This is a genomic window from Mesorhizobium sp. WSM4844, assembly GCF_055811775.1.
In genome coordinates this window covers 17,051-36,132 of the sequence record NZ_JBVVQB010000020.1, presented here as the reverse complement: position 1 = coordinate 36,132, position 19,082 = coordinate 17,051, and the positions used below count along the sequence as shown (strand labels likewise).

The window sequence follows — 19,082 nt, the reverse complement described above, 5'->3', positions numbered from 1 at the left end:
AACGTGCATCCCACCAAGGAGAAGTAGACGCTGCCGATTGCCGTTTATGGCAAGGCACCGCAGAACCGGTTCGCGAACGAGGCGGTTCGCTCACATTCAGCGCGCTTTCGCGGTCGCCAGGGCGCGCGAAAAGGCTGACGCAAAGCTCTCGCGGTCATCGGGATTGAGGAAGCCGCCGATCGGCACATTCTGGCCTTGTGCTTCCACCGCCATCCTGGTGATGCCGATTTCGGCGTGGCGGGCGACCGAAAAACGCGCCCAGAACGGATTGAAGCGATGGGCTTCCGATTTGCCTGATGGCGCGGTCTTGCGGATGTCGAGGCTGGTGCGCGAGACCGACACCTCCTCACGGGCGCGGGCGGCACGATAATTGGCGCGAAAGGCGATGTAGACGGCGATGACGTCGAGACCCAGGAAGCCGAACACCGGCCAGGCGCCGCGCGACAGGAAAAACGCTCCGGTGACCAACGAGCCGAACAGCAGAGCGCCCATCAGGATGGCAAAGCCGGTTTTGCCCAGCGACCGATGCGGTATCAGCAACGCCTGGAAGAATGGCTCGTCGGCCTGAAATGAGGCGTTTGTGTCGCTCATGCCGGGATATTATAGGAAGGGGATGACGAGGCCCAAGTCCAAAAATTCCTCTACACCCAAAAATGAACTGCTCCCCGGCCGACGCGACGGTGCGAACGCCAAACCGCGTGCCCGGCCGGTGCGGTCCGATTCGCGCTACAGCCCGGCCGAAGTGCACGAGATTTTCCGACGCTTTTCCGTTCAGCGGCCCGAGCCGAAGGGCGAGCTCGAACACATCAACGCCTTCACGCTGCTGGTGGCGGTGGTGCTTTCGGCACAGGCGACCGATGTCGGGGTCAACAAGGCGACGCGGGCGCTTTTCAAGGTCGCCGACACGCCGCAAAAGATGTTGGCTCTCGGCGAAGCCAAGGTAGGCGACTATATCCGCACCGTTGGGCTCTGGCGCAACAAGGCCAAGAACGTCATCGCGCTGTCGCAGGCGCTGATCCGCTACTATGGCGGCGAAGTGCCCGACGACCGCGACCAACTGATCAAGCTGCCGGGCGTCGGGCGCAAGACCGCCAATGTCGTGCTCAACATGGCCTTCGGCCAGCACACCATGGCCGTCGACACGCATATCTTTCGCATAGGCAACCGGCTGCGGCTGGCGCCCGGCAAGACGCCGGAACAGGTCGAGCAGGGGCTGTTGAGGATCATTCCGGACGAATACATGCGCCATGCGCATCACTGGCTGATCCTGCATGGCCGCTATGTCTGCAAGGCGCGCAAACCGGATTGCCCGGTCTGTGTCATCGCTGACATCTGCAAGGCCGAGGAGAAGACGAATGATGTTCCGGCGCCGCTGGTCGAAATTGCGCCGCTCGAACCCGTAGGCGAAATTCAGTAGCCGTAGCCGCGCGCCATCGCCGCGGCGAAGACCGGGATCAGCAGGAAGATCAAGGCTTCGGCGCGGACATAAGTTCGAACGGATGCAAGTTGTGCCGCCGGCACTTGAAAGCCGGGGCTGGCCGAGGCCTGCCTGCTCCAGGACGCAAAGCGGACCGTCGGGATGATCGACAGCAGCCCGACTGTGACGAAGGCCGCCATCTTTGCCCAGAATACCCAGTTGTAGACGTAGAATTCCCAACCTTTCAGGCCGTAGATGACGCGTCCGATGCCGACAACGATGATCAGCATGGCGATGATGCCGTAATGGCGATCGATGCCGACAAGCCGCCGAATCGTCGCGGCGGGCAGATCGCCGCGGATCAGGACAAATTCGGCGCCGATGATGCCGGCCAGTGAAAACACCAGCAGATGATGAAAGATGGCAAGCAGAAGATCGGTGGTATCCATGCCCTTTTCCCTCCGTCGGACGGCACAGCGGACGCTGAATCAGTTCATGCGAAGGGTAGCATCGTTCGGCAAGATTCCCATGCCGGAGCTGGAGTTCGCGACTACGTTGACGCCAAATCCTGACAGCCTAAATTTTGACGATGACCAGACTGAAACGCGCCTTGAACCCGATGCCGGACTACATTCGAACCGCTTTGACAAAGCAGGGTTTGATGGCGGCCTATGATGACAGACCGGATTATCAGAAGAACGACTATCTCGGCTGGATCGCTCGTGCCAAACGCCCCGAGACAAGACACAAGCGGCTCGACCAGATGCTGGACGAATTGAAGCGTGGAGGCGTCTACATGAACATGCCCTGGCGCGGCTGAAACCGCGCTTTTCGGGTCACAGTTTCCCGCGGTCGAAGCGCCTCGACCTCGTTTCTCGCGCTGGAGGATGATCTGCGCTGTCCTGGCTCTTGTTGGACATTTGGGCGACATGCATGAGGCACCGGCAAAGAAACACTTTGAATTTGCGCATGATCGTTTCGGAGGAGGTTTTTCGGCGATCATGCGTGGCGGGGCAGAGTTATGGGAAATCCAGGAGCAGCCAGTGCACCGGTCATCGAGACGAAGCGAACCATCTTGCGGCCACACCAGCTCGATGATTTCGATACCTATGTCGCCATGTGGGCCGATCCGGACGTCACCCGCTTCATCGGCGGCAAGCCGCGCACGCGCGAGGAAAGCTGGATGCGCTTCCTGCGTCATGCCGGCCTGTGGTCGCTGCTGGGCTACGGCTTCTGGGCGATCGAGGACAAGGCATCCGGCCGCTTCATCGGCGAGGCCGGTTTCCACGATCTGAAGCGCGACATGGTGCCGTCGATCGAAGGCGTTCCGGAAGCCGGTTGGGCGCTGGCCCCGGGCGCACATGGCCAAGGGTTCGCCAGCGAAGTCGTCGGACGGGCTCTCGCCTGGGGCGACGAGGCATTCGGGCGTGCAAGGACTGTCTGCATCATCGATCCGGAAAACTCCGCTTCGCTGAGCGTCGCGGCCAAATGCGGCTACAGCGAAGTGTTGCGGACCACCTATCACGACAATGCGACGATCCTGCTGGAACGGCAGCCCTAGCGGTTGCGGCCTGGCATCCTGTGGTTCTGGTCGAATCGAGGCTTTCTAGGCCTGCCGCTTCAGCACCGGGCCTTCCGCTTCGGCCTTTAGGGCCGCCTGTTCGAGCATCGAGGCGTCTTCGCCGAAAGCGCGGGTGGCGCGCGCGGCCGCCTCGATCAGCGGATTTTTCATGCGCTGCAGAAAGGCCGCGTCGACGCGCGTGCTCGGGCCGGACAGCGTCAACGCACCGAGCAGGATGTGCCCCGGCCCGAACACTGGTGCCGAGACGCCCGCCGTCTCGGGGTCGCGATCGCCGACCGACAAACAATGGTAGGTTTTGCGGATCGTCTCGTATGGTTCGCCCTGCTGACCGGAAAACGCCGCAAGCACGCGGCCGCCTGTGCCGGCCAGCAGGGGCAGCACGTCGCCTTCCCGGATGGTGTAGCGGATGGGATGCTTGGACTCGACGCGGTAAAGACAAGTGCGCACGTCGCCCGAACGGACATAGAAAGCGACGCTTTCCCAGCTTCGCTCGGCCAGATCGCGCATGATCGGCAGCAGGATGTCGATCGCCACCACCGAACGCTGGTATAGGGCGCCCAGCCGAAAGGTGGCAGGGCCGACACGGTAGCGGCCGTCGTCGAGACGCTCCAGCAATTGCCCGCGCAGCAACGAGTTCGCCAGCCTCAGGATCGTGCTCTTGTAGAGGCCGGTGCGCGCCGCGATTTCGGCCAGGCTGAGCGAACGGTCGGCAGCAGCGAAAGCATCGAGGATGGCGATGGCTCGGTCGAGCGCGGCAACGCCGTTGGTCGACGCAGGCTTGGATTGTGTTACGGTTGTCCGCTTGACCACGTCGTTCCGTTCCCAGTTGGACAGAAGGGCCGATCGGAACAATTGTGCCGCATCCGGACAGTTCTGTCCAGCAGAATGCCATTCCGGTTGACAGAACGATGCAAAGACTGCATGAATTTTTGTCGAGCGGGTCTGAATTCAGGCTACGTTGCTGGCAGGCACCGGAGGAGGTGTCGTGATTGGAGGAACCCCATGCTGAACAGACGCAGATTTTTAACGAGCACCGCCGCTGCCGGCGCCGCCGGTTTCGCAGCGTTGCATCTCTCGCCCGCTTTCGCGCAGGACGCACCGCAGATCCAGATTTTTGTGCCGGCAGCGCCCGGCGGCGGCTGGGACCAGACGGCGCGCACGATGGACCAGGTGCTGCGCAGTGAGAAGCTGATCTCCGGTTCGCAGATCACCAATGTCGGCGGCGCCGGCGGCACAGTCGGCCTGCCGCAATTCATCAGCCAGTGGAACGGCAAGGGCAATTCGCTGATGGTTGCCGGCATGGTCATGGTTGGCGCCATCATCGCCAACAAATCGGCCAACAATCTCACCGAGGTCACGCCGATCGCCCGCCTCACCGGCGAATTCGAGGCGCTGGTGGTGCCTGCGGCCTCGCCGTTCAAGACAGCAGCGGATTTCGTCGCCGCCCTCAAGGCCGATCCGACCAAAGTGCCGGTGGCTGGCGGTTCGGCCGGCGGCTCGGACCACATATTGTTCGGCCTTATCGCCAAGACGGCCGGTGTTCCGGCAGCCAACCTCTCCTACGTGCCGTTCGCCGGCGGCGGCGAGGCATTGTCGGCGCTTCTCGGCAACCAGGTCGCGGCCGGCATCTCCGGCTACGGCGAGTTCTCCGAACAGGTCAAGGCAGGCGCGCTTCGGCTGCTTGCCATTTCCGCGGACAAGCGCCAGGAAGGCATCGACGCACCGACGATGAAGGAAGCCGGCATCGATGTCGAACTGTTCAACTGGCGCGGCGTCTTCGCACCGCCGGGCGTTTCCGACGCCGACAAGGCGGCGATGATCACGCTGGTCGAGACGATGGCCAAAAGCGAAGCCTGGGCCACCGAATGCAAAAACCGCAACTGGACGCAGATCCTGCTCACCGGCGACGACTACGCGAAATTTCTCACCGAAGACACGGCTCGGATCGCAGCCATCCTCAAGGACCTCGGCCTTGCCTGATGTCCCCGGAGAGGGGCGGTCTGCACTGCCCCTTTCCGATGTTCGCCAGCCGCATGGACATACGATCCGGCGCGAGTGAAACTGCGGTGAGGTCGGCCGTGGGAGACCGGCTATCCAGGGAGGACGATCATGAGCACCAGCGACCAGCAGGCGGCGCGGCCGCGCCTTGCCGTGCCCGAATTGCTGATCGGCATCGGGCTTCTTGCCTGCGCCGGCGCAGTGGCCTGGCAGACTCTGTCGATTCCGGTGTCGCCGCTCTACTCCAAGGTCGGCCCGACCGTCTTCCCCTACATCACCATGGTCGGCATGACGGTCCTTTCCCTGCTGCTGATCGTCGCCGCTCTGCGGGGCGGCTGGCAGCCGGAGGAAGAAAAGGAAACCCCGACCGACTGGAAGGCGATGGGCATCGTCGCCGTCGGACTGGTTGCGAATCTTGTTCTGATCCAGCCGCTTGGCTTCACCGCAGCCTCGGTGATCATGTTCGTTCTCATCTGCCACGGATTCGGCAGCAGACATCCGCTGCGTGACGTGCTGCTTGGCCTGATCCTGGCGCTTGCCGCCTATTTCGGCTTCGCCAGGGCGCTCGGCGTCAACATCGGCGCCGGCTTCATCGAGAACCAGCTGAACACGGGCCTCGATTCCATTATCCGTATGTTGAGAGGCTGAAGCCATGGAAACGCTTGGCCATCTCGCGCACGGATTTTCGGTCGCCTTTACGCCGGTCAATCTCATGTGGTGCCTGCTCGGCACGACACTGGGGACAGCGATCGGCGTGCTGCCAGGCCTGGGACCTGCGCTGACCATCGCCCTGCTTTTGCCGATCACCTACCAGGTGGCGCCGGAAGCGTCCTTCATCCTGTTTGCCGGCATCTATTACGGCGCCATGTATGGCGGTTCGACGACATCGATCCTGCTCAACACGCCGGGTGAAAGCGCGACCATCGTCACTGCGCTGGAAGGCAACAGGATGGCCCGTTCCGGCCGCGGCGGCGCGGCACTTGCCACTTCGGCGATCGGCTCCTTCGTCGCCGGCACACTCGGCACGCTGGGCGTCGCCTTCCTGGCCCCGGTCGTCGTCAAATTCGCGCTGTCCTTCGGCCCGGCCGAATATTTCTCGCTGATGGTGCTGGCCTTCATCACGGTTTCGGCGGTGCTCGGCTCGTCGTCGGTTCGTGGCCTGACCAGCCTGTTCATCGGCTTCGTCATCGGCATGATCGGCGTCGACCTGCAGACCGGGCAACCGCGCTTCACCTTCGGCATGAGCCAATTGCTCGATGGCGTCGACGTGATCGTCGTCGCCGTCGGCCTCTTTGCGGTCGGCGAGACGTTCTACATGGCATCGCGCCGCTATGCCGGCAAGGACGAGATCGTGCCGCTGAAGGGCTCGCTCTACATGACGGCGGCCGAATGGGCACGCTCGTGGAAGGCTTGGCTGCGCGGCGCCCTGCTCGGCTTCCCGATCGGCGCGTTGCCGGCCGGCGGCGCCGAAATCCCGACCTTTCTGTCCTATGCAATCGAGAAAAAGCTCTCCAAACACAAGGAGGAGTTCGGCACGGTCGGCGCCATCGAAGGCGTTGCCGGGCCGGAAGCCGCCAACAACGCATCGGCCGCCGGTGTGCTGGTGCCGATGCTGACGCTTGGGTTGCCGACCTCGGCGACGGCCGCGATCATGCTGTCGGCCTTCCAAAGCTATGGCATCAATCCCGGGCCGATGCTGTTCATGACGCAGGCCAATCTGGTCTGGGGGCTGATCGCCAGCCTGTTCATCGCCAACATCATTCTCGTCATCCTCAACCTGCCGCTGATCGGGTTATGGGTGCGGCTGCTGAAAATCCCGGCGCCGCAGCTCTATGCCGGCATCCTGGTGTTCGCCACGGTCGGCACCTACGGTATTTCTCAGTCGCCGACCGACCTCGTCATCCTCTATCTGCTCGGCGGGGCCGGGTTCCTGATGCGGCGCTTCGATTTCCCAACGGCGCCGGTCATCATCGGCATGATCCTGTGGCCGCTCGCCGAAACGCAGTTCCGCCGCGCGATGACCATCTCGAACGGCGACTGGTCGGTGTTCTACAAACATCCCCTGTCGCTGACACTGCTGACGCTGGCGTTCATCGGGCTGATCGGGCCGCATGTCTACGCTTACATCGAACGCCGCCGCATGCGTGGACCGGAACACGTGCCGGGCGATGCCTGACCTGTTTGTGACATCATGACCGATCTGCTGTCCGGCATCCGCGTCCTCGACCTGACCAATGTTCTGGCTGGCCCCTACTGTGCCTATCAGCTGGCGCTGCTCGGGGCCGATGTGATCAAGGTCGAGGCGCCGCAAGGCGGCGATCTGGCGCGCCAGCTCGGCGGCTCGCCGGAACTCAACAGCACCGGCATGGGCGCTTCATTCCTGGCGCAGAACGCCGGCAAACGATCGGTGGTGCTCGATCTCAAGAAAGAGGCCGATCGCGAACGCTTCCTCGATTTGGTCGCCTCCGCCGACGCGCTGGTCGAGAATTTCCGCCCCGGCGTGATGGATCGGCTGGGGCTCGGCTATGCCAGGCTGAAAGAGGTCCGCCCCAGTCTTGTCTATTGCGCGATTTCGGGCTTCGGCCAGACCGGGCCGATGCGCGACAATCCGGCCTACGACCAGATCATCCAGGGTCTTTCGGGCATCATGAGCATCACCGGCACTGCGCAGACCGCGCCGCTGCGTGTCGGATACCCCGTCGCCGACACGCTGGGTGGGCTGGTCGGGGCGTTCGCCATCACGGCGGCACTTGTGAAGCAGAAGACGACAGGCGAGGGCGCTTTCCTCGACGTGTCGATGCTCGAATGCACGCTTTCCGCGCTCGGCTGGCCGGTCTCCAACTATCTGACGGCAGGCGTCGAGCCGCAGCCGATGGGCAACGAGAACATGACGGCGGCACCTTCCGGCACGTTTCGCACCGGCGACGGTCTGCTCAACATCGCCGCCAACAAGCAGGAGCAGTTCGTCACGCTCTGCCGGCTGGTCGGGCTGCCGGAGCTGGCGTCGGACCCGCGCTTTGCCGAGCGCGAGACGCGCAAGCGCAACCGCATCGCCTTGAAGGCGCTGATCGAGGATGCCCTGGCGAACAGCTCGGCCGCGGCCTGGGAGGAGACGCTCAATCGCGCAGGCGTGCCGGCGGGCAGGGTGCTGACGATCCCGCAGGTGCTGGCCGAGCAGCAAGTGATCGAGCGCGACATGACCACCCGTTTCGATCGCATGCCGAACATCGACCGACCGCTGACCGTCGTGCGCGGCGGGTTCATGGTCGATGGCGAAGCACCGTTGCCGACCAAGCCGCCGCCGGCGCTGGGCGAGCACATGGACGAGGTGTTTGCCAGTCTGCCGCCGCGCGTCAAGAAAAGGGCGCAGGCATGAGCGACGCGAGAACATGAGCAACGTTGAGAAAAAAACCGGCCGCGAGCGCGGTGAGGAATGGTGGCAGACCGATATCATCGAAATGCGCCCTGGCGTGATCCGGCTGCGTGGCTATGAGATCCAGGACCTGATCGGCCGCGTCAGCTTTCCGGCGATGATCTGGCTGATGCTGCGCGGCGAACTGCCTGGCGAGGAGCAGGCGGCGCTGCTCGGTATCGCGCTGGGGGCGGCCGTCGACCACGGGCCGCAGGCGCCGTCGATCGCCATTGCCCGCATGGCGGCCACCTGCGGCGTCGGCATCAACAGCGCCATGGCTTCAGCCATCAATGTGCTTGGCGACGTGCATGGCGGCGCCGGCGAGCAGGCGCTTGCCTTCTACGGCGACATCGCCGCGGCACTGGACGCAGGCGTGACGCTTGCCGATGCCGTCGCGTCGCGGCTCGATCGCTTCTTCGCCGAGGAAAAATCCTACGTGCCGGGGCTCGGCCATCGCTTCCACCCGGTCGATCCGCGGGCGCCGCGTCTCATCGAGCTGACCCGCGATTTTGCCGCGCGCGGCGTCGTCAGCGGACGTTTCGCCGACATCGCCGAGGCTGTCGAGGCCGAGGTCGCGCGGCGCAAGGGCAAGAAGATCCCGCTCAACATCGACGGCGCCACCGCCGTCATCTATGGCGAGCTCGGCTTTCCGCCGCCGCTGACACGTGGCCTTTTCGTGCTGTCGCGCTCGGTCGGCATCTTGGCGCATGCGTGGGAACAGTCGCAACAGAGCGACCGCAACAAAGGACCACTGCCGCGCGAATGGTTGTGGGCCTATACCGGCACGCCGGTGCGGTCTTTCCCTCAGGGAGAGGACGACGCCAAATGAGACCTTGGTTCAAGTTCGCCAGCGGGCGCTGGCTGGGGAATTTTCAAGTTCTTCAGCAGCGTTGAAAGTTCGGGCTCGTCGATAAGCACGGCTGCGTCTGCCGGCGCCAGCCATGCCCGCTGCCGCCTTTTGGCTTCCTGCCAGTTGGCCAGTTCCTCCGTCACCGCCAGCAGGTAGACGGTGACGTCGATGCGGATGAAGCGGTTCGTCAGCCGCTTCCAGTAGGAATAGGTGCCGGCCGGCTGCTTCAGCGTCTTGCCGAGGACGCCGGCTTCCTCCCGCGCTTCGATGGTGGCTGCCTTGCGCCCACTCTTGCCCTTCATCGGCCAGCCCTTGGGCACGATAAATCGCCTTGTCGATATCGAGGTGACCAGCATCACCTCGACGCCGCCATGCCTGCCCAGCCGAAAGGGAATTGCCGCGACCTGGCGGATCCGCTCGCCCTTCCTCGCCTTGCGCACGACCTTCTTCTTGGTGGCTGCCATTGCCGGCGATCCAATCAGGGCAGTGCCCAAGCGCAAAGGCACGTTGCGAAATCAAAACCGCCTTTGATGCTACTTTAAGTAGAGCGGCGTTCAAGCATATCAGCTAAAATAAATGAAAACGCCGGGCCATCAGCGGCACACGCTGATGAAGCGGCTGCCCGATCGCCGCAACTGGCAAGTAGGCGCCATCTGCGGCACATCTGGCCGTTGCGGCACGACCACGCGATCCTGGGCACGGAACTGCTGTTGCTGCTGCTGAAATTGCTGCCGTCGCAGCCTGTTCTCCAGCATCTGCAATTCGCCTTGCAGGACCACGGTATTGCGATTGGCGGGAGCGACGTTCTGCGCGGAGACAGCCGCGCTCGACAGCATCGCTGTTGCTAGGGTTGCCGACATCAAGATCGTCGAAAGGCGAAGCGGCGACATCCATCCATTCCTTTACGAAACAGAACCTTGGGCCCGCACGAAACAGAACCTTGCGATTATATAGGGCGTTTGTCTGATGATGCCATGGATTAAAACCCCACGCCGGAGCGGAATTGGCTGACTAGCCAGTCAGGGCGCAAAGCCCGTCGACCGATGTGTGCTGGCAAAGGGCACCAATACGAGGCCGACGACAAGAAGCTGGAGAGCATCCTGCGGTTCCATGCCTTTCAGGCCTGGATTGGATAATTTGAACCGCAACATCGCACAGTTGAAAATCGCGGCACGGGCGGGCCGCGTTCCCCGGAGCCGTGGCCACGGCACGGCGATAGGCCAGCCGCGCGACTATTCGCGGAATGCGCGGCTGATCTGGTCGGTCAATGGCTTCATCAGAAACGAGATGACGGTGCGATCGGTCGTGCGCATGAACGCCTCCACCGGCATGCCTGGCTTGAGGCTTTCCGGATCCAACGAGCCAAGCTTGCCTTCGTCAAGCCTGATCCGCACGCTGTAGTAGGATAGTCCGTTCCGCTCGTCTTCGACGAGGTCGGGAGAAACCGTTGCTACATGTCCTTCGATTTCCGGCGTGACCTGCTGGCTGAACGCCGACAGCCGCAGATGGACAAGCTGGCCGGGCTGGACCTGATCGATGTCTTGAGGCGCGATGCGTGCGTCCACAGTCAATTCGTCAGCGGTCGGGACAATCATCATAATTGGCTCGCCGGTCGTGACGACACCGCCGACCGTATGGATCGCAAGCTGATGCACCCGTCCGTTCTGGGGTGAACGAATATCGGTCTGTCTAAGCAATTCCTCCGCGGCGATCTTTCGCTCTGCCAATTCTGTGGTTCGCGCCTCCGTTTCGCGTAATTCTTTCGCGACCTCGCTGCGCCAATCCTGCTGGATCTGGATGATGGCCATTTCTGTTTCGCTGATTCTGCCGTTCGCTTCGGCTATCGCAGCGACGAGTTGGCCGCGCCCTCCCTCGATCTGAGCCTCGCCCCGCTCCAGGTCCAGGAGTCGCGACCGCTGGACGAGTTTCTTTTCCCAAAGGCCCCTGACGCCCTTGATCTCGTCGCGGACCAACGCAATCTCGTGCTCCTTGGCCGCCCTTTGTGCCTCGAGGCCCGCTATCTCCTCCTTGAGCTGGCTCACCCGTTGCCTGCGTTGCTCGATTTGGGCACGGTAAGCTCCCCGGCGCAAAGCGAAAAGTTTCTGCTCCCCGCCCATCACACGCGCCACATGTCCAACAGAGGAGCGGCTGGTGAGATCCTCGGAAAAGGCGATCGCCTCGGCACCCTCACGCTCCGCTGTGAGGCGTGCCTCCCGCGCCGAGAGTTCGTCCAGGGTATTGGTTATGACGGCGAGATTGGCGCGTGTAAGCGTGTCGTCGAGACGGAGCAAAATATCGCCTGCTCTGACTTCATCGCCGTTGCGCACGTTGATCTCACCCACAACGCCGCCGCTTGGATGCTGAACCGCCTTGACGTTGGATTCCACTGCGATATGGCCGGTAGCGATGACGGCGCCTGACAATTCCGTCGTTGCGGCCCATGCACCAAGGCCGCCGACAAGCAGCGCCACGGTTGCGGCGCCAAGAAGCATATACCGGCGAAGGGATAAGTCGTTCTGCGTCGGCTGCGATCGCACATCGGTAGGGAGGTTAGCCCGAACGAACAGCAGCCCGCCGATTTTGCCCTTGACGCCGGCCAGATGGCTCGCTCCGGCACGAATATGCGGAATCATCCCCCTCACGCCGTTACGCGCGCCAAAGAACGATCGATCATGAAATAACGTCATCCTGATGCCTTTTCCTCCGGGGCAACTGCTTGAAGCGTTCCCACGGAAGCACTCCGCGTCGTGCCCCGGACGACCAGATCCCTCGCCCCAAATGCGTGCTGACGGCCGGAGTCGAGAACAAGTAAAAGGTCCACTGCCGCCAGGGCGCTTGGACGATGGGCGATTACGACAACCACGCCGTGCCGCTGTTTGACTGCAAGGATCGCCTGGGTCAAAGCCTGCTCGCCTCCAGCGTCCAGATTCGAGTTCGGTTCATCCAAAACAACGAGGAAAGGATCACCATAAAGCGCGCGGGCCAGTCCGATGCGCTGCCGCTGTCCTGCTGAAAGCGATGCGCCGCCCTCGCCGATCTCGGTCTGATATCCGCGAGGCAAGCGCAGGATCATTTCGTGCATGCCCGCGGTCTTGGCCGCCGCGATAATGGTTGCCGGATCCGGAGAAGGATCAAAGCGGGCAATGTTTTGAGCAATGGTGCCTGCGAAAAGTTCGACATCTTGCGGCAGGTAGCCGATATGTCGCCCCAGTGCCTCTGCCGGCCACTGTTCGATGGCGGCGCCGTCTAGGCGGATTTTGCCGCGCGCTGCCGGCCAGACGCCGACGAGCGCCCGCGCCAGCGACGATTTACCCGATGCACTCGGACCGATGACACCGAGCGCGGAGCCGGCACTCAGCGAAAACGCAACATCCTGTACGACAAAACGGCGTTCGCCTGGCGGAACGACGCTGACCTCTTCAACCGAGAGTTGTGTCCGCGGCGGCGGCAGCTGCAAGCGATCCTCTGTGGCAGGGAACTGCGTGAAAAGTTCGTTCAGCCGGTGCCAGCCTTGTCTGGCGGCAAGAAAGTTCTTCCAGTGCGCAATTGCGAGTTCGACCGGCGCCAGCGCTCGCGCGGTGAGAATAGAGCTTGCGATGATGATGCCAGGCGTGGCTTCCTGGCCGATCACCAAATACGCTCCGATCGCGAGAACGACTGATTGCAGCAGCATCCTAAAGCCGCGGGAAAGCGCGCCGAATGAACCCGTGACATCGCTGGCGCGCATCTGCGCCTGCCTGTATTTGCCGTTTGCTTCCGCCCAGCGCGAGGCCATAGTGGATCTCATGCCCATCGCTTCGAGCACCTCGGCATTGCGGATGCTTGCCAGTGCGATATTGCTGCGCGCTCCGGCATATCCAGACATTTCGGTTGCTGGACGGCGGACCGTTTTCTCCGTGAGCACGGTCAATGCCAAAAGCAGGATCGCCCCAATCAGCGCAGCCAGGCCGAGCCAAGGATGGAAGGCAAAACAGAGCGCGAGATAAAGCGGCATCCACGGCAGGTCGAAAAGAGTGGCGGGACCACCGCTGGCCAGGAAACCGCCGATTTGATCGAGATCGCGCACCGGCTGCATGCCCTCGCCCGAACGGCCTCTGGCCAAGGGCAATTGCGACATCACGCGGTAGGTCCGCTCACTCAGGCGCTCGTCGAGTCCGCTGCCGATACGCGCCAGCACCCGGCCGCGGATCGCGTCGAGTGCACTTTGAAAAACATATAGAATCGAAATCAGCAGGACCAGAGCCACCAGCGTCGGCACGCTACGGCTGGGCAGGACCCTGTCGTAGACCTGCAGCATAAACACCGAGCCGGACAACATCAGCACGTTGATAAGGCCGCTGAAACCCGCCACCGCCAAAAAGGCGCGCCGGAAATGCGCCAGGCAGGCAGCCAATTCGGACTTCGCCCTCGGCGGGCGGAGCTTCTCTGAACCAGATTGTGACATTGATGTCCCCTCGATCAACCGCATGCGTCAGCAGGCGATGCGGGCCCATAACTGCAGGCCCGCATCGTCCGGCATTGGCTACGCGGCCTGATCGGCGATCACGCTGTTGTTATGCGCAGACAGTTGCTCGATGAGTTTCGCAGCCAGCGCGTCGGCATCGCCCGCTTGCGTATGTGCATACTCTGCCCAATCAAAAGCCGGTCTCGGATTGCCCGCATTTGCTAGCGCGGTCGATACAGCGTCCCGGACCTGCTCGATAGCGTCGTCGAGTTGGCCCCGAGCGTTCCCGAGTTGTGGAAACACGATGTTATCGCCCTCAAGCGCCACCTGTGCGCCACTCTCCTTAGCCGTGCCAGGCGTTGCTTCGGCTTCCTCATGTTCGGCCAGGGTCTGCTCAGACCGGAAGTTTGCGCCCTGTTTGCCGAAGAAGTTTGCAAGCCACTGGGAGCCAGAAACCGGCTGGCCAGAGTCCGGCTGGCCAGAAACCGGCTGCCCAGAAGCCGGCGGCGTTGTCGGGGCCGGTTCAGCTGGCGCGGTTGGCGTCGGGGCCTGCTGCGGCGCCGGATCGGAAGCCGCAGGTTCATCCTGAACGGCAGCGACGGATCCCTGCTTCGGATCGACGAGATCGAGTTTGACGTTCTTGCTCCCGACAGAGACGGTGCGCGTCGAAGCTTCGATGCCCGCCCCCGAGAAGGTTACTGTGTAGGTGCCCGGCTTGAGGGCGAGGTCGTAGCCGCCGGCGCCCGTGGTCTTCGCCGTAAACGTCGTGCCCGTCGAACTCTTTGCCGTGATGGTGAGACCGGATAGACCTTCACCGGGATCGTAGAACCTGTCCCCGTCCTTGTCGTCGATCGCCACACCGGTCAGGAACAGGTCTGATCCGGTCTTGCCGAAATTCTCCGTCACGAAACCGCTGGAGCGCCCCCGGTAATCGCCAACCTCGAATCCAAGCCCTACCTCGCGGAAGTTGCCGTTGAGGATGTTGGCACGATGACCCGGGGAGTTCATCAGGTTGTTGTGCAGGAGTAGAATCTCGTCATTATAGCCTGTCGGTGACCTGGTCGTAGCCCACGCGATGTTCTCCCCTGTCGCCCAGGAGCCGGCGAGGGTGTAGCCAGCCGCCTTCATGCGCTGGGTGGGCGAGGAGCCTCCCGACCCCGTGTGAGAAAAGGTGTCGGTTGCAAGCATCCATCTGCTGTGCCCCTCAGCCGACTCGCTGAGATCATTGTCAAAGGCCAGCGGCTGCACGCCGGCCTTAGCCCTCTCCGCGTTGATAAGTTCAAGTAGATATTGTTCTTGTGCGCTATGTTGCGGCATTAGGTCGTCGCTCCACTGTTTCGTTTTTGGACGGTCCCGCCAAGTTGTAGAATTTCCCCAATCACGCTTGGTAAAAGCCGACTGTGGCTAACCTGCGGCAAGCAGCTGTTAACCATGATTTTGTTAAAGAGAATTTGTGGGGATGCGATAACACAAAATTTCATATTGTAATGCAACCAGCAAGTGTGACATTCAATTATGCGCGTTCTCGCGATGCGCGACGTGCGCGCCAGGCCGTGACGAGTTGCGAGAGTGGCGGCCGCGGCTATGCCGCCGGCAAGAGGTCGGGCTCTCGTCCTTTACCCCGCATGCCGCCGGCATCCAGATCGGGACGGCGCCCGGTCCGGTTCCGAACGCCTCGCGTCGACCTCTCCCATCAACCGATGGTTAATCGCCGATCCTAGACATCAGGGACCCGTGTGGCCGAAGCCATCTCGATCGCTGTCAAGATCGTTAAAGGAAAAGCTGATCAAGTCGGCTTCGCCGTGCAAGCGGGACGCTTGGTTGTGGAGCGCTGGATCAGCCGCAACAGGCGGCTGATGGTAGGACGCCAGCCCCGCAGCGGGGTTAGACGGGCTCGCCCGCGGCCCTCGCTTCAGTCGACTTCGCGCAGGCGATATCCGACGCCGGTTTCGGTGGTGATGTAGCGCGGCTGGTCGGGCGTTTTCTCGATCTTTTGCCTGAGCTGCCGCACATAGACCCTGAGATACTGCACGTCGGTCGAATCGCCCCAGACCTGCTTCAAAAGAAACTGGTGGGTGAGAACCTTGCCGGCGTGCTGCACGAGGATGCGCAGGATGTCGTACTCCTTCGGCGAGAGCTTTATCTCCCTGTCCTCGATCATGACGATGCGCTTCACCAGATCGACCGTGAGATCGCCGGTGTTAAAGACCGGCTTCTCACCTTGCTGCTGGAACTTGTGGCGGAGCGCCACCCGGATGCGCGCGACAAGCTCGTTCATGCCGAACGGCTTGGTGATATAGTCGTCGGCGCCGAGATCAAGTGCCGAGACGATGCCGGCCTCGTCGGTGCGGCTGGAAAGGATGACGACCGGAACATCCAGGCCGTCGTCCCGCCATTTGCGCAGCAATTCGTGGCCGCCCATGCCGGGCAGGCCGAGATCGAGCAGGATCAGGTCGGGCTTTTCCGTCTCCACGAGTTCGATCGCCGTCCTGGCGTTCGGCGCCTCGCTGATCGCATAGCCCTGGCTGCCAAGGCCAACGCGGAGCAGCTTGCGGATCGGCGGTTCGTCATCGACGACCAATATGCTGACGTCCAGATTCGTCATGGCAGGTCATCCATGTCGGGGTCTACATGTTGGTCTGCCGCTACCGGCATTCTGATGGTAAAAACCGCACCCGGGCGGTCGGTCCTGTTGGCCGCCGAAATCGTCCCGCCCATCGCCTCGATGAAGCCACGGCAGATCGAGAGCCCAAGCCCGGTGCCGGCACGGACCTGATCGCCCTTGCGCACCCGGTGGAACGTGTCGAAAATGCGCTCCAGATCCGCCGGCGGAATGCCTGGCCCCTCGTCCATGATCTGCAGGATGACGGAACCATTGTCGGCCCAGCCCTGCAGGCGGATCGTCGAACCAGGCGGCGCAAATTTAGCGGCATTGTCGAGGAGATTGAACAGCGCTTGCTCGAACAGGACAGGGTCGACCCTCAGCATCGGCAGATCCGTGGGAATGTCGACTTCGGTCTTGTGTTCGCCAATGATTTTTCTGGCTCGATGCAAGGCGGTGCCAACAATGTCGCCGACATAGTGGAACGCGTAGTTCGGCTCCATCGCACCGGATTCGATCTTGGTCATGTCAAGCAGATTGGCGATGAAGCGGTTCAGCCGTTCCGATTCGTCGAGCACGGTCGACAGCAGGTCCGCCCGGTCCGTTTCGGGAAGCGCCGGTGCAAATTCCCGCAATGTGCCGGCGGCGCCCATGATGGCGGCAAGCGGCGTCTTCAGGTCATGGGAAATCGAGGTCAGCAGCGCCGACCGCAGGCGGTCCGCCTCGGCCTCGAGCTTGGCCCGGTCGACGTCGGCAACAAGCTGGATGCGTTCGATGGCGACTGCCGCCTGGTCGGCGAGCGCGTCGAGCAGGCGCTGCTGCTCGGGCGTCAACAGCGGACCTTGCTTGTCGTTGTCGAGGCCGACGACGCCGACAGCGGTGCGCCCGGTCCGCAACGGCAGATACAGGCGTCTTGCTCCGGGAAGCGTGTCGGCGCCGCGGCCCGCGGGACGATCGTGCTCCCAGGCCCAACGGGCGGCCGCGATGTCGGCCTCGGCCAGCGTGTCGTCGGGTGGGTATCCGGCCTTGACGGTGATCGTGCCGTTTTCCGGCAGCAGCAGCACCACGCGCAACTTCAGCATCGAAGCTATCTGGAAGGCAGTCGCCCAGAGCACGTCGTCAAGCGTGCCGGCGCCGGCGAGCTTCTTCGAGAAGAGATAGATATCTTCCGTGGCGCGTGCCCGCGAGCGGGCAGCGACCGCCTGTCGCTGCACGCGCACTGTCAGATTGCTGGCAATGACCGCAACAACCAGGAAGGCAGCCAGCGCCACGATGCTCTCCGGATCCTGAATCGTCAGCGTGTAACGTGGTTCCAGGAAGAAATAGTTGAAGGCAATGGCGCTGATGACGCAGGCATACAAAGCCGGCCAGAGACCCCCGGTCACCGCCGATGTCAGAACCCCGATGAGAAAGATGATCGCCAGATTGCGGACGTCGAGAAACTGGTGGAGAAGGACGGCGAAGGCGAGCGAGCCTACAACGTAGGCCGTGGCCTTGAGATAGGGCCAGATCTCGAATTGCCACTGCTCGTCCGCCGTCTTGACGGTCCTCGACGTCGCCTCGGCGTTGCGTTCGTTTCCCGAAATGACATGGACGCTGATGTCGCCGGCATGGCGGATGAGATCATAAGTGAGCGAGCCTTCGATCAATTCCCGCCAGCGCGATCGGGTCGGCCTGCCGATCACGATATGGGTGAAGTTGTTCGCGGTCGCATGGCGAACGATGTCCTGCGCGACGTTCTGACCTGGAATGGTCGTTACCTCGGCGCCGAGTTGCTCGGCAAGGCGCAGCAGCGTCGCCAGCCGATCCTTGGCCTCCTCGGACGTGGCGGCTGAACGAGGGGTATCGACGTGAAGCGCCGTCCAGGGGGCGCGGAGCCGGTCGGCCAATCTCCGCGCATAGCGGACGCGGGCCGCCCCGCCCGGACGCGCGTCGACGCAGACGAGAACCCTTTCCCCCGCCGCCCAGGGTCCGGGTATGGCGTGGGCCTGCATGTGGGTCAGCAACTGCTCGTCGACGCGCTGGGCGGTACGGCGCAGCGCAAGTTCCCTGAGCGCCGTCAGATTGCCCGGCGAGAAATAATTCTCGATCGCGCGCCGGGCGGTGCTGGGGATGTAGACCTTGCCTTCCTCGAGTCGCTTGATCAGGTCGTCGGGCGTGAGATCGATGATCTCGATGTCGTCGGCCTGATCGATGATGGAGTCTGGAACCGTCTCGCGCACCCTGACGCGCGTGATCTGCGCCACGACATCGTTCAGGCTTTCGACATGCTGGATGTTGAGCGTGGTGTAGACGTCGATGCCGTGCGTCAGGATTTCCTGAACGTCGAGATAGCGCTTGGGATGGCGGCTGCCCGGCGCGTTGGTATGGGCAAGCTCGTCGACGAGGACCAGCGCCGGCCGCCGGGCAAGGATGGCATCGAGGTCCATTTCCTCGAGGGCGCGCCCCTTGTAGTCGACCCGACGACGCGGAATCACCTCATAGCCGTCGACCAGCACCTGGGTTTCCTTGCGGCCGTGCGTCTCGACGACGCCGATCACCACGTCCACCCCGTCGGCCAATCTTGCACGGCCCGACATCAGCATTTCATAGGTCTTGCCGACACCGGGTGCTGCACCCAGAAAAATCCGCAGACGACCGCGCCCCTCCCGCTCCGCACGGTCAAGCAGGGCGTCGGGTGAGGGTCTGGTTTCGTTGCTTCTGTCGTCCGGCATCACAATCGATCATGAATGGCGCCGGGGATGGTGTCGATCCCCAGCCCACCACTCATTGCTTCC

At 62.7% G+C, this 19,082-nt stretch carries 18 protein-coding genes and 1 pseudogene; 9 read left to right on the top strand and 10 right to left on the bottom strand.

Features of this window, described 5'->3' with window-relative positions; translation table 11 throughout:
* Positions 1-96: 96 nt before the first annotated feature.
* Entirely contained in the window at positions 97-591 is a 495-nt protein-coding gene (locus AC0L2A_RS17530) for a DUF2244 domain-containing protein (RefSeq protein ID WP_091595586.1), read from the bottom strand.
* Positions 592-613: 22 nt separating this feature from the next.
* On the opposite strand from AC0L2A_RS17530, the gene nth reads away from it, so the two are divergent.
* Positions 614-1,417 carry an endonuclease III gene (gene nth / locus AC0L2A_RS17525; protein WP_473609827.1) on the top strand — a complete coding sequence of 268 codons (804 nt, stop codon included), beginning with the start codon at positions 614-616 and terminating at the stop codon, positions 1,415-1,417.
* On the opposite strand, the gene AC0L2A_RS17520 is transcribed toward nth, so the two are convergent.
* Positions 1,411-1,866, bottom strand: coding sequence for a DUF2214 family protein (locus AC0L2A_RS17520; RefSeq protein ID WP_091595590.1), 456 nt, complete (start codon positions 1,864-1,866; stop codon positions 1,411-1,413). The two genes, nth and AC0L2A_RS17520, sit on opposite strands and share 7 nt — an antisense overlap.
* A 140-nt stretch (positions 1,867-2,006) precedes the next feature.
* On the opposite strand from AC0L2A_RS17520, the gene AC0L2A_RS17515 reads away from it, so the two are divergent.
* Together AC0L2A_RS17515 and AC0L2A_RS17510 are read left to right on the top strand one after the other, a co-directional pair.
* Positions 2,007-2,237 carry a YdeI/OmpD-associated family protein gene (locus AC0L2A_RS17515; RefSeq protein WP_091595592.1) on the top strand — a complete coding sequence of 77 codons (231 nt, stop codon included), beginning with the start codon at positions 2,007-2,009 and terminating at the stop codon, positions 2,235-2,237.
* 201 nt (positions 2,238-2,438) lie between these two features.
* Positions 2,439-2,978: a GNAT family N-acetyltransferase gene (locus AC0L2A_RS17510; RefSeq protein WP_091595594.1), complete on the top strand. Its 540-nt coding sequence runs from the start codon at positions 2,439-2,441 to the stop codon at positions 2,976-2,978.
* 45 nt (positions 2,979-3,023) lie between these two features.
* On the opposite strand, the gene AC0L2A_RS17505 is transcribed toward AC0L2A_RS17510, so the two are convergent.
* Positions 3,024-3,809, bottom strand: coding sequence for an IclR family transcriptional regulator (locus AC0L2A_RS17505; protein WP_091595687.1), 786 nt, complete (start codon positions 3,807-3,809; stop codon positions 3,024-3,026).
* Between the two features lie 192 nt (positions 3,810-4,001).
* Between AC0L2A_RS17505 and AC0L2A_RS17500 the strand changes: the two genes are divergently transcribed.
* The 5 genes from AC0L2A_RS17500 (at position 4,002) to AC0L2A_RS17480 (ending at position 9,238) form a co-directional block, all read left to right on the top strand.
* Positions 4,002-4,979 carry a Bug family tripartite tricarboxylate transporter substrate binding protein gene (locus AC0L2A_RS17500; protein WP_091595596.1) on the top strand — a complete coding sequence of 326 codons (978 nt, stop codon included), beginning with the start codon at positions 4,002-4,004 and terminating at the stop codon, positions 4,977-4,979.
* 129 nt (positions 4,980-5,108) lie between these two features.
* Positions 5,109-5,645, top strand: coding sequence for a tripartite tricarboxylate transporter TctB family protein (locus AC0L2A_RS17495; protein ID WP_077379464.1), 537 nt, complete (start codon positions 5,109-5,111; stop codon positions 5,643-5,645).
* A gap of 4 nt (positions 5,646-5,649) precedes the next feature.
* On the top strand, positions 5,650-7,173 hold the full coding sequence (locus AC0L2A_RS17490; protein ID WP_091595598.1) for a tripartite tricarboxylate transporter permease: 1,524 nt from the start codon (positions 5,650-5,652) through the stop codon (positions 7,171-7,173).
* A gap of 15 nt (positions 7,174-7,188) precedes the next feature.
* Positions 7,189-8,373 (top strand): CaiB/BaiF CoA transferase family protein, encoded by a 1,185-nt coding sequence (locus tag AC0L2A_RS17485; protein WP_091595600.1) that lies wholly within the window; start codon positions 7,189-7,191, stop codon positions 8,371-8,373.
* Positions 8,374-8,386: 13 nt separating this feature from the next.
* The gene (locus AC0L2A_RS17480) at positions 8,387-9,238 is read left to right on the top strand and encodes a citryl-CoA lyase (RefSeq protein ID WP_023797466.1); all 852 of its coding nucleotides are present in this window, start codon (positions 8,387-8,389) and stop codon (positions 9,236-9,238) included.
* Here the strand turns inward: AC0L2A_RS17480 and AC0L2A_RS17475 are convergent.
* From AC0L2A_RS17475 to AC0L2A_RS17455, 5 genes are all read right to left on the bottom strand, one after another.
* The gene (locus AC0L2A_RS17475; protein ID WP_091595602.1) at positions 9,214-9,723 is read right to left on the bottom strand and encodes an NUDIX hydrolase; all 510 of its coding nucleotides are present in this window, start codon (positions 9,721-9,723) and stop codon (positions 9,214-9,216) included. The genes AC0L2A_RS17480 and AC0L2A_RS17475 overlap by 25 nt on opposite strands.
* A gap of 129 nt (positions 9,724-9,852) precedes the next feature.
* Positions 9,853-10,149 carry a hypothetical protein gene (locus tag AC0L2A_RS17470; protein ID WP_167366475.1) on the bottom strand — a complete coding sequence of 99 codons (297 nt, stop codon included), beginning with the start codon at positions 10,147-10,149 and terminating at the stop codon, positions 9,853-9,855.
* A 342-nt stretch (positions 10,150-10,491) separates the two neighbouring features.
* On the bottom strand, positions 10,492-11,751 hold the full coding sequence (locus AC0L2A_RS17465) for an HlyD family type I secretion periplasmic adaptor subunit (protein WP_473609889.1): 1,260 nt from the start codon (positions 11,749-11,751) through the stop codon (positions 10,492-10,494).
* Positions 11,752-11,942: 191 nt separating this feature from the next.
* Complete coding sequence (locus tag AC0L2A_RS17460) at positions 11,943-13,703, bottom strand: type I secretion system permease/ATPase (RefSeq protein WP_236473442.1); 1,761 nt, start codon at positions 13,701-13,703, stop codon at positions 11,943-11,945.
* Between the two features lie 78 nt (positions 13,704-13,781).
* A complete protein-coding gene (locus AC0L2A_RS17455) occupies positions 13,782-15,020 on the bottom strand; it encodes a CAP domain-containing protein (protein ID WP_091595606.1) in 1,239 nt (412 codons plus the stop codon).
* Between the two features lie 230 nt (positions 15,021-15,250).
* Here AC0L2A_RS17455 and AC0L2A_RS17450 point away from each other — a divergent pair.
* A pseudogene (locus AC0L2A_RS17450) lies at positions 15,251-15,559 on the top strand (IS5/IS1182 family transposase); the annotation flags it as partial.
* 56 nt (positions 15,560-15,615) lie between these two features.
* Here AC0L2A_RS17450 and AC0L2A_RS17445 read toward each other — a convergent pair.
* Both AC0L2A_RS17445 and AC0L2A_RS17440 read right to left on the bottom strand, forming a co-directional pair.
* The gene (locus AC0L2A_RS17445; RefSeq protein WP_091595608.1) at positions 15,616-16,308 is read right to left on the bottom strand and encodes a response regulator transcription factor; all 693 of its coding nucleotides are present in this window, start codon (positions 16,306-16,308) and stop codon (positions 15,616-15,618) included.
* Positions 16,305-19,019, bottom strand: a complete 2,715-nt coding sequence (locus AC0L2A_RS17440) for a sensor histidine kinase (RefSeq protein WP_091595610.1) — start codon at positions 19,017-19,019, stop codon at positions 16,305-16,307. Before AC0L2A_RS17440 ends, AC0L2A_RS17445 begins: the two co-directional genes overlap by 4 nt.
* Positions 19,020-19,082 lie beyond the last annotated feature (63 nt).

Bases quoted from the DNA above. Each gene is read 5' to 3' on its own strand.
- AC0L2A_RS17530 (WP_091595586.1), bottom strand. From the start codon at position 591: ATGAGCGACACAAACGCCTCATTTCAGGCCGACGAGCCATTCTTCCAG.
- nth (WP_473609827.1), top strand. From the start codon at position 614: ATGACGAGGCCCAAGTCCAAAAATTCCTCTACACCCAAAAATGAACTG.
- AC0L2A_RS17520 (WP_091595590.1), bottom strand. From the start codon at position 1,866: ATGGATACCACCGATCTTCTGCTTGCCATCTTTCATCATCTGCTGGTG.
- AC0L2A_RS17515 (WP_091595592.1), top strand. From the start codon at position 2,007: ATGACCAGACTGAAACGCGCCTTGAACCCGATGCCGGACTACATTCGA.
- AC0L2A_RS17510 (WP_091595594.1), top strand. From the start codon at position 2,439: ATGGGAAATCCAGGAGCAGCCAGTGCACCGGTCATCGAGACGAAGCGA.
- AC0L2A_RS17500 (WP_091595596.1), top strand. From the start codon at position 4,002: ATGCTGAACAGACGCAGATTTTTAACGAGCACCGCCGCTGCCGGCGCC.
- AC0L2A_RS17495 (WP_077379464.1), top strand. From the start codon at position 5,109: ATGAGCACCAGCGACCAGCAGGCGGCGCGGCCGCGCCTTGCCGTGCCC.
- AC0L2A_RS17490 (WP_091595598.1), top strand. From the start codon at position 5,650: ATGGAAACGCTTGGCCATCTCGCGCACGGATTTTCGGTCGCCTTTACG.
- AC0L2A_RS17485 (WP_091595600.1), top strand. From the start codon at position 7,189: ATGACCGATCTGCTGTCCGGCATCCGCGTCCTCGACCTGACCAATGTT.
- AC0L2A_RS17480 (WP_023797466.1), top strand. From the start codon at position 8,387: ATGAGCAACGTTGAGAAAAAAACCGGCCGCGAGCGCGGTGAGGAATGG.
- AC0L2A_RS17475 (WP_091595602.1), bottom strand. From the start codon at position 9,723: ATGGCAGCCACCAAGAAGAAGGTCGTGCGCAAGGCGAGGAAGGGCGAG.
- AC0L2A_RS17470 (WP_167366475.1), bottom strand. From the start codon at position 10,149: ATGTCGCCGCTTCGCCTTTCGACGATCTTGATGTCGGCAACCCTAGCA.
- AC0L2A_RS17465 (WP_473609889.1), bottom strand. From the start codon at position 11,751: ATGCTTCTTGGCGCCGCAACCGTGGCGCTGCTTGTCGGCGGCCTTGGT.
- AC0L2A_RS17460 (WP_236473442.1), bottom strand. From the start codon at position 13,703: ATGTCACAATCTGGTTCAGAGAAGCTCCGCCCGCCGAGGGCGAAGTCC.
- AC0L2A_RS17455 (WP_091595606.1), bottom strand. From the start codon at position 15,020: ATGCCGCAACATAGCGCACAAGAACAATATCTACTTGAACTTATCAAC.
- AC0L2A_RS17445 (WP_091595608.1), bottom strand. From the start codon at position 16,308: ATGACGAATCTGGACGTCAGCATATTGGTCGTCGATGACGAACCGCCG.
- AC0L2A_RS17440 (WP_091595610.1), bottom strand. From the start codon at position 19,019: ATGCCGGACGACAGAAGCAACGAAACCAGACCCTCACCCGACGCCCTG.